Source organism: Kitasatospora sp. NPDC059571, assembly GCF_042735675.1.
Classification (GTDB): domain Bacteria; phylum Actinomycetota; class Actinomycetes; order Streptomycetales; family Streptomycetaceae; genus Kitasatospora.
This window is the reverse complement of sequence record NZ_JBHWBW010000360.1, coordinates 1-8,218: the sequence shown is the minus strand read 5'-3', so window position 1 is coordinate 8,218 and position 8,218 is coordinate 1. Positions and strand designations below refer to the sequence as shown.

Sequence of the window (8,218 nt, the reverse complement as noted above, 5' to 3'; positions counted from 1 at the left end):
ACCCCCCGCGCGGGGGTGGGCGGCGCGCCCGGGGGGCCCGGGGGCCCCGCGGGGGGCGCGGCGCGGCCCCGCGGCGGCGGGGCCCCGGCCGCGGCCGGGGCCCGGCCCCGGCCGGTGGCCGCCCCGGGGCGGACCGCCGGCTAGCCCGTCCGGCCCGGAAGCACGAGCCCCGACGGACCGTCCGGCGGCGGCCCGCGGAACGGTCGCCGGGCCGCGGCGGCCCTTGCGGTACCCTGAGCCCATGCGAACCGTGCGCCTGCTCCTTAGCCGGCCGCGCTGACCAGATCCGGCACTGAGCCGGAGTCGGCGTGGCGTCCCCTCCTGCGAGGGGTTTTTTGCTTTCCGGACGTGTTTGCGGTGCTGGTTCGCAGCCTGATGACGATGGAGCCCGAAGGACCATGAGCGAGACGACGACCCCTGCTTCCGGCGCGGCCGAGGCCGCTTCCGAGCCCTTCCGCTACGGTGCCGCGCTGGCGGCCGAGATCGAGTCCCGCTGGCAGGACCTGTGGGAGAAGGAGGGGACGTTCGACGCCCCCAACCCGGTCGGCCCGCTGGCCGACGCCTCGGCCGGCGACGTCACGGCCAGGCCGCACAGCTTCATCATGGACATGTTCCCGTACCCGTCGGGTGCGGGCCTGCACGTCGGCCACCCGCTGGGCTACATCGCCACCGACGTGTACGCCCGCTACCAGCGGATGACCGGCCACAACGTGCTGCACACCCTGGGCTACGACGCGTTCGGCCTGCCCGCCGAGCAGCACGCCGTCGCCACCGGCCAGCACCCCCGGATCACCACCGAGGCGGCCATCGCCAACATGCGCCGCCAGCTGCGCCGGCTGGGCCTGGGCCACGACTCGCGCCGCTCCGTCGCGACGATCGACCCGGACTACTACCGCTGGACGCAGTGGATCTTCCTGCAGATCTTCAACTCCTGGTACGACGAGGCGGCCGGCACGGCCCGCCCGATCGCCGAGCTGGTCGAGCAGTTCGTGTCCGGCGAGCGCGAGGTGCCGGGCGGCCGCGCCTGGTCCGAGCTGTCCGCCGTCGAGCGCGACGAGGTGCTGGGCGAGTACCGGCTGGCGTACTCCAAGGAGGTGCCGGTCAACTGGTGCCCCGGCCTGGGTACCGTGCTGGCCAACGAGGAGGTCACCGCGGACGGCCGCTCCGAGCGCGGCAACTTCCCGGTGTTCAAGTCGAAGCTGCGCCAGTGGATGATGCGGATCACCGCGTACTCCGACCGCCTGATCGCCGACCTGGACCTGCTGGACTGGCCCGAGGCCATCAAACTGCAGCAGCGCAACTGGATCGGCCGCTCCGAGGGCGCCCGCGTCGACTTCGCCGTCGCCGGCGGCGAGGCGATCACCGTCTTCACCACCCGCCCGGACACCCTGTTCGGCGCCACCTACATGGTGCTGGCCCCCGAGCACCCGCTGGTCGACCGGATCGTCCCCGCCGCGTGGCCGTCCGAGACCCACAACGACTGGAAGGGCGGCGCGCACACCCCGGCCGAGGCGGTCGCCGCCTACCGCGCCGAGGCCGCCGCCAAGTCCGACGTCGAGCGGCAGGTCGACGCCAAGGTCAAGACCGGCGTCTTCACCGGCGCGTACGCGACCAACCCGGTCACCGGCCGGCCGGTGCCGGTCTTCGTCGCCGACTACGTGCTGATGGGCTACGGCACCGGCGCCATCATGGCGGTGCCCGCCCACGACCACCGCGACTTCGCCTTCGCCCGCGCCTTCGAGCTGCCGATGCGCTGCGTCGTGCAGCCGACCGACGGCCGCGGCGACGACCCGGCCGCCTGGGACGACGCGTTCGCCTCCTACGACGCCGTGCTGGTCAACTCCGCCCACGACGACCTGTCCCTGGACGGCCTGGGCGTGGTCGAGGCCAAGGCCCGGGTCACCGCCTGGCTGGCCGAGCGCGGCATCGGCGAGGGCACCGTCAACTACCGCCTGCGCGACTGGCTGTTCAGCCGCCAGCGGTACTGGGGCGAGCCCTTCCCGATCGTCTACGACGAGGACGGCGCCATGCACGCGCTGCCCGAGTCGATGCTGCCGGTCGAGGTCCCCGAGGTCGAGGACTACTCGCCGCACACCTACGACCCGGACGACGCCGCCTCCACCCCGAAGACCCCGCTGTCGCGCAACGAGGCCTGGGTCACCGTGGAGCTGGACCTGGGCGACGGGCCGAAGACGTACCGCCGCGAGACCAACACGATGCCCAACTGGGCGGGTTCGTGCTGGTACGAGCTGCGCTACATCGACCCGGCCGACCGCGAGAAGGTCGTCGACCCCGCCAACGAGGCCTACTGGATGGGCCCGACGGCCGACAAGCCGGCCGGCGGCGTCGACCTGTACGTCGGCGGCGCCGAGCACGCCGTGCTGCACCTGCTGTACGCGCGCTTCTGGCACAAGGTGCTGTTCGACCTGGGCCACGTCTCCTCGGTCGAGCCGTTCCACAAGCTGTTCAACCAGGGCATGATCACCGCCGACGTGTACCGCGACGCCCGCGGCTTCCCGGTGCCCGCCGCCGAGGTCGAGGAGCGCGACGGCGCGTACTTCTGGCAGGGCGAGCCGGTCAAGCGCGAGGCCGGCAAGATGGGCAAGTCCCTGAAGAACGCGGTCGCCCCGGACGAGATCGCCGACGAGTACGGTGCGGACACCCTGCGCCTGTACGAGATGTCGATGGGTCCGCTGGACGTCTCCCGCCCCTGGGACACCCGCGCCGTCGTCGGCTCGTACCGCTTCCTGCAGCGGCTGTGGCGCAACATCGTCTCCGAGGACACCGGCGAACTGGTCGTCACCGACGAGGAGCCGGACGAGGCGACGCTGCGCGCCCTGCACAAGGCGATCGACGGCATCCGCGGGGACATGGCCGGCCTGCGCTTCAACACGGCCGTGGCCAAGGCGATCGAGCTGAACAACTTCCTGGTCAAGCGCGGCTCCACGCCGCGCGCCGTGGCCGAGCAGATCGTCCTGATGGTCGCCCCGCTGGCCCCGCACATCGCCGAGGAGCTGTGGCAGCGCCTGGGCCACCGCGAGTCGCTGGCCTTCGCCGACTACCCGGTCGCCGACCCCGCGTACGTGGTGGACGAGACGGTCACCTGCGTCGTGCAGATCAAGGGCAAGGTCAAGGCCCGGCTGGAGGTGGCCCCGGCCATCTCCGACGCCGAGCTGGAGGCGCTGGCCCTGGCCGATCCGGCGGTCGTCGCCGCGATCGGCGACGCGCCGGTGCGCAAGGTCATCGCGCGCGCCCCGAAGCTGGTGAACATCGTCACCGGCTGACGGCCCGTCGGCATCGCCCCGGGCCGGGCGTCCTCGCACGTGCTGCGGAGGGCGCCCGGCCCGCTGCCGTCCGCCCGCTACGCGGTGGGCGGCCCCTCCGTCGGCCCGTCCGTGCACCCGCCGTCGTGTGTCGGCCCGTCCGTGCACCCGCCGTCGTGCGTCGGCCCGCGCCCGTTCGGTGCTGCCGGACCGCCGGGTGCGGCGGCGTTCAGCCGGGCGGCGAGCCGGGCCACGTGCGCGACCAGCTCCGGCGGCTCGTGCACGGTGAACTCGAAGCCCAGCAGGGCGAGATGCACGGCCAGGCCGTCCAGCGAGTTGGAGCCGGCCCGCACCGTGCAGCTGTGCTCGTCCAGCGGCTCGACCAGGGCGGAGGTCGGCGACTGGCGGTCGGCGACCTCGTGCGCGGGCGCGCGGACCGTGCAGCGCGCCTGGTAGCGGTACTGCCCGACCGCGACCTCCCAGGACGTCCACTGCCTGATGTCGTCCTCCGGGGGCTCGCGGGGGACGAACCGCGGGCCGTGCGGCGGGGTCAGGGTCATCCGGTCCACCCGGAAGTTCCGCCAGTCCGCCCGGTCCGTGTCCCAGGCCACCAGGTACCAGCGGGTGCCCGAGTGCACGAGGCGGCAGGGCTCGGCGTCGCGGCGGCTCGCCGTCCCGTCGTGCGCGCGGTAGTCGAAGCGCAGCCGGTGGGACCCGCGGCAGGCCGCCGCGATCTCGGTCAGCGTCTGCGCCGCGACGGACGGACCGCGGCCCGGCACCGCGACCGTCGCCGAGGCCAGCGCATCCACCCGGTGCCGCAGCCGGCCCGGCATGACCTGGAGCAGCTTCGCCAGCGCCCGCACCGACGACTCCTCGATCCCGCCGACCGTGCCGCCCGCCGCCGTCCGCAGCCCCACGGCGACCGCGACCGCCTCCTCGTCGTCCAGCAGCAGCGGCGGCATCTCCGCCCCGGCCCCCAGCCGGTACCCGCCGGCCGCGCCGGGCGTCGACTCCACCGGGTAGCCGAGGCTGCGGAGCCGGTCCACGTCGCGCCGGACCGTCCGCGCGTCGATCTCCAACCGGGCGGCCAGTTCCGGACCCGGCCAGGACCGGCGGACCTGGAGCAGCGACAGCAGGCGCAGCAGGCGGGCGGAGGTCTCCAGCATGCGGGCCAGTCTGGCAGCCGCCGCCCGTGCGCCGGGGCGGTCCCCTGGGGTGCGCCGTGCGGACCGGGGCGCCCGTCCCGGCCCTGATTCGCCCCTGACCCCTCCCTGATCTCCTCCTGATCTCTGCCGGAACCGGGGCCTGAGCGTCCCGCTGCGGCCGGACGGCGGCTACCGTGGAGACCCCGGGGACGGCGCGAGGACCCGGTGGCGGAGCGGGCCGCTCCGGCGGCCGGCCCGGGTGGACGGCATGGAAGGTGGGGTCGGGATGGAAGCGCTCGGCGTGGTGATCGTGCTGATTCTGCTGTTCGGGGTGGCCGCCGTGGCCATGCTGGTGGTGGGCGCGGTGAAGGCCGGGAAGGCGGTCGCGACCAAGGTCGAACGGCACGAGGCGAACGCCCGGCGCGCCGTCGAGAACGCCACCCTGCGGGCCAGGACGTTCACCCGCCCCGGTACCCAGGGGCAGCTCGCCTCCGTCCGCCTCTCGCTGCGGACCTCGCTCGACGCCACCCGGCAGGTCCTGGAGGCCGGCCGCGCCCAGGACGGCCAGCTCGCCGAGTCCCTCCAGCTGCTCGACCGCCTGGACGCGCACGCCGCCGAGCTCGACCGTGAACTGCGCACCCTGGAACGCGAACCCGACGCCGGCCGGCTCGCCGCCAAGCTCCCCGAGCTGCGCGAACGGGCCGGGCGGATCACCCACTCCGCGGAGACCATGCGGTGGGCCGCGCAGGACCGGATGCGGCGCTTCGCCGACGACGAGCTGATGCGGCTCAGCAAGGAGTGCGAGAACGAGGCGGGTGCGCTCCGGCACTGGGACCGCGTCGACCGCGCAGCGACGGCTGCCGAGGAGGGCACCGGGGGACCGGGTGGTCCGGGGGCCGGTCCCGGGACGGCGGAGCCGGGCGAGGCCGGCCGGGCCGGCGCGGACCGCCAGGCGATCGCCGGCGGCCGGCGGCTGAGCGCCGAGGACGTGCTCGGACTCGCCGACCCGCTCGCCCGGCTCGCCGACCGGCTCCGCAAGCCCAACACCGGCGGCTCGTCGGCCGGCTGACCCTTCCGGCCGGACTGCGGGCCGATCGCCCGGGGGGCTGCCGGGCGGACCGCCGGGGCGGCGGAACCGGCCGGCGGGGTGCTCCCTGCGGCGAAACCGCGGCGGGCGCGCTGTCATCTGCGGCGGTCGCGGAGTAACCTCCGGCACATGCCCGGCCACCTCGCCCTTGTCACCGATTCCACGGCCTATCTGCCCCAGGACGCCGTCGACCGCCATCGGATCGAGGTCGTGCCGCTCAGCGTGGCCGTCGGCGACGAGGTCCTGGACGAGGGCGTCGAGATCTCCCCGAAGGACGTCGCCGAGGCGCTGCGGGCCAAGCAGCGCGTCACCACCTCGCGGCCCAGCCCCGAGACCTTCGCCGCGGCCTACCGGGCGGCCGCCGAGGCCGGCGCCACCGCCGTGGTGTCGGTCCACCTCTCCGCGGAGCTCTCCGGCACCTACGAGGCCGCGAAGATGGCGGCCGCCGACGCTCCCGTCCCGGTCGAGGTGGTGGACAGCAGGCTCGTCGGCATGGCGCTCGGCCACTGCGTCCTGACGGCGGCCCAGGCGGCCGAGGCCGGCCTCGGCGCGGCCGAGGTCGCGGCGGCGGCGGTCCGGCGCTCCGAGCTGACCAGCGGCTTCTTCTACGTGGACACCCTGGAGCACCTGCGCCGCGGCGGCCGGATCGGCACCGCGCGGGCCCTGCTCGGCTCGGCCCTCGCCGTGAAGCCGCTGCTCCACCTCTCGGGCGGCCGGATCGAGCCGCTGGAGAAGGTGCGGACCGCCTCCCGGGCGATCGCCCGGCTGGAGGAGATCGCCGTGGAGCACGCCGGTGAGACCGAGGTGGACGTCGTCGTGCACCACTTGGCCGCCGAGGAGCGCGCCGAACCGCTGGCCGAGCGGCTGCGGGCGCGGATCCCCAACCTGCGCGACCTCTCGGTCGGCGAGGTGGGCGCGGTGATCGGCGCCCACGTCGGGCCCGGTCTGCTCGCGGTGGTCGTCGCCCCGCGCTGAGGCGTTCGCCAGGTGCTGGGTGGCGCCGGGTTGCGCCGGGTCGGCGGCTGGCCTGCTGTCGCGGGACGTGCGGAAGCCGAACTGCGGAAGCCGAACTGCGGAAGCCAAACTGCGGAAGCCAAACGTCGAGGGGGCGGAATTCACCTCTGCGGGGGATGCGGGTTGTCCACAGGGGCGGGTTTTCCACAGGAATCTGCGCGGGGACGGACGGGGCCGGGGCGCTGCGTACCGTCCTCGGCATGAGGACGATCTTCCTGGGCGCCTCGCGGCGCCGAGAGACCACCGAGACCGTACGGCGAAGGCTCGCCGCCCTGTTCGCAGCCGCCCTGCGGGGCGGTCCGACCGATGCGCGCCACCGCGGCGACAGCGCCGTGCCCCCCGCCCCGACCGGGCGGGACACCGGGAGCGCCCCCGAGCCCGCCGGCCGCCCGGGCGCAGCGAACGGGCCGCCGGGAGGGGGCGGCGGGGTGCCCGCCTCCGCAGGTCCGCCGCGGGCGGCGCCGACTGGCCTGCGGATCCGCGACCGCCCCGGGCGAGGCAGGGCGGTCCGCGACGGCCCGGTGCCGGAGGGCTTGGTCCGCGACGGCCCGATGCGCGACAGGCCGGTGCGGGACGGGCCGACGGGTTCGGGCCCGGGAGGGGAGGCGGGCGCCGCGTTCGGTGCCGTGAGGCCTGGCGCAGCCGGCCCCTCGGCCGCCACTCTCCGTTCGGCCGCCGAGGCTGCGGCCGCCGCGGTCTCGGCGGTGTCCGCGGCCCTGCCCGGTGCCGACTCGGCCGTGGAACCGGGCGCGGGGGCCGGCGCGACCACGCCGACCGGAGCCAAGCAGGCACGCCGTACCCCCTTCGCCCTGCCCTCGGCGCTCATGCTCGACCGCAGGGCGGCGCTCGGCCTCGCAGCCTTGCTCCTCCTCGCCGTCGGGTACGCCGTCCAGCACTTCTGGCTGAACCGGCCCGAACCGGTCGCCGTACCCGCGGCGACCTCCACCGGGAGCCCGCCGGCCGCCTCGCACGGCCCGTCCGGGCCGCCGGGGGCGCCCGCCCCCACCGTGGTGGTCGACGTCGCGGGGAAGGTCGAGCACCCCGGCCTGCGCACCCTGCCGACCGGCTCACGCGTCGCCGACGCCCTGCGGGCGGCGGGCGGTGCCCTGGCCGGCACCGATACGGACGGCCTCAACCTCGCCCGGGTCCTCAACGACGGCGAGCAGATCCTGGTCGGCGCACCCTCCGCCCCGGGCGGTGCGGCGGGCAGCGCACCCGGTGCCCTGCTCAGCCTCAACCAGGCCACCCTCGAACAGCTGGACGCCCTGCCGGGCGTCGGCCCCACCCTGGCCCAGCGCATCCTCCAGTACCGCCGCCAGCACGGCCCGTTCAGGTCCGTCGACCAGCTCCGCGAGATCTCCGGGATCGGCGAGCGGAAGTACGCCGACATCAAGGACCTGCTGATGCCCTGACGCCCTGACGCCCTGATCCCCATCCCCTGACGGCCGGACACCCCGGCAGATCTGCCACACCTGCCACATCTGCCACACCTGCGACAGGAAGGAGAGCGCGCCATCACGCGCACCAGCGGCCGGCGGCCGTGCGGGCGGGAGCCGGGCGACCCCGGGCGCCGGGGCGGGCGGGGCGGCGGGGGCCGGGGCGGGGGGGGGGCGAAAGGCGGGGTTGATCCGGGGGGGGCGCGCGGGGGGGGGGGGCCGGCTCAGACAGACGGGGTGTGTGGGCGCGCCGCGGGGGGGGCAGAGGTTGAC

Annotated in this window: 5 protein-coding genes; 4 read left to right on the top strand and 1 reads right to left on the bottom strand. The window is 75.6% G+C overall.

Annotation, left to right across the window (positions count from 1 at the left end; genetic code table 11):
• Positions 1–398 precede the first annotated feature (398 nt).
• Complete coding sequence (leuS, locus tag ACFV0G_RS29450; RefSeq protein ID WP_380554607.1) at positions 399–3,284, top strand: leucine--tRNA ligase; 2,886 nt, start codon at positions 399–401, stop codon at positions 3,282–3,284.
• Positions 3,285–3,361: 77 nt separating this feature from the next.
• Here leuS and ACFV0G_RS29445 read toward each other — a convergent pair whose 3' ends face one another.
• Positions 3,362–4,429, bottom strand: a complete 1,068-nt coding sequence (locus tag ACFV0G_RS29445; RefSeq protein ID WP_380554604.1) for a helix-turn-helix transcriptional regulator — start codon at positions 4,427–4,429, stop codon at positions 3,362–3,364.
• A 265-nt stretch (positions 4,430–4,694) separates the two neighbouring features.
• Here ACFV0G_RS29445 and ACFV0G_RS29440 point away from each other — a divergent pair, with 265 nt between their 5' ends.
• The 3 genes from ACFV0G_RS29440 (at position 4,695) to ACFV0G_RS29430 (ending at position 7,921) form a co-directional block, all read left to right on the top strand.
• Complete coding sequence (locus ACFV0G_RS29440) at positions 4,695–5,477, top strand: hypothetical protein (RefSeq protein WP_380554601.1); 783 nt, start codon at positions 4,695–4,697, stop codon at positions 5,475–5,477.
• Between the two features lie 147 nt (positions 5,478–5,624).
• Positions 5,625–6,470, top strand: coding sequence for a DegV family protein (locus tag ACFV0G_RS29435; protein ID WP_380554598.1), 846 nt, complete (start codon positions 5,625–5,627; stop codon positions 6,468–6,470).
• A gap of 665 nt (positions 6,471–7,135) precedes the next feature.
• Entirely contained in the window at positions 7,136–7,921 is a 786-nt protein-coding gene (locus ACFV0G_RS29430) for a ComEA family DNA-binding protein (protein ID WP_380554595.1), read from the top strand.
• Positions 7,922–8,218: the final 297 nt, after the last annotated feature.

Bases quoted from the DNA above. Each gene is read 5' to 3' on its own strand.
- leuS (WP_380554607.1), top strand. From the start codon at position 399: ATGAGCGAGACGACGACCCCTGCTTCCGGCGCGGCCGAGGCCGCTTCC.
- ACFV0G_RS29445 (WP_380554604.1), bottom strand. From the start codon at position 4,429: ATGCTGGAGACCTCCGCCCGCCTGCTGCGCCTGCTGTCGCTGCTCCAG.
- ACFV0G_RS29440 (WP_380554601.1), top strand. From the start codon at position 4,695: ATGGAAGCGCTCGGCGTGGTGATCGTGCTGATTCTGCTGTTCGGGGTG.
- ACFV0G_RS29435 (WP_380554598.1), top strand. From the start codon at position 5,625: ATGCCCGGCCACCTCGCCCTTGTCACCGATTCCACGGCCTATCTGCCC.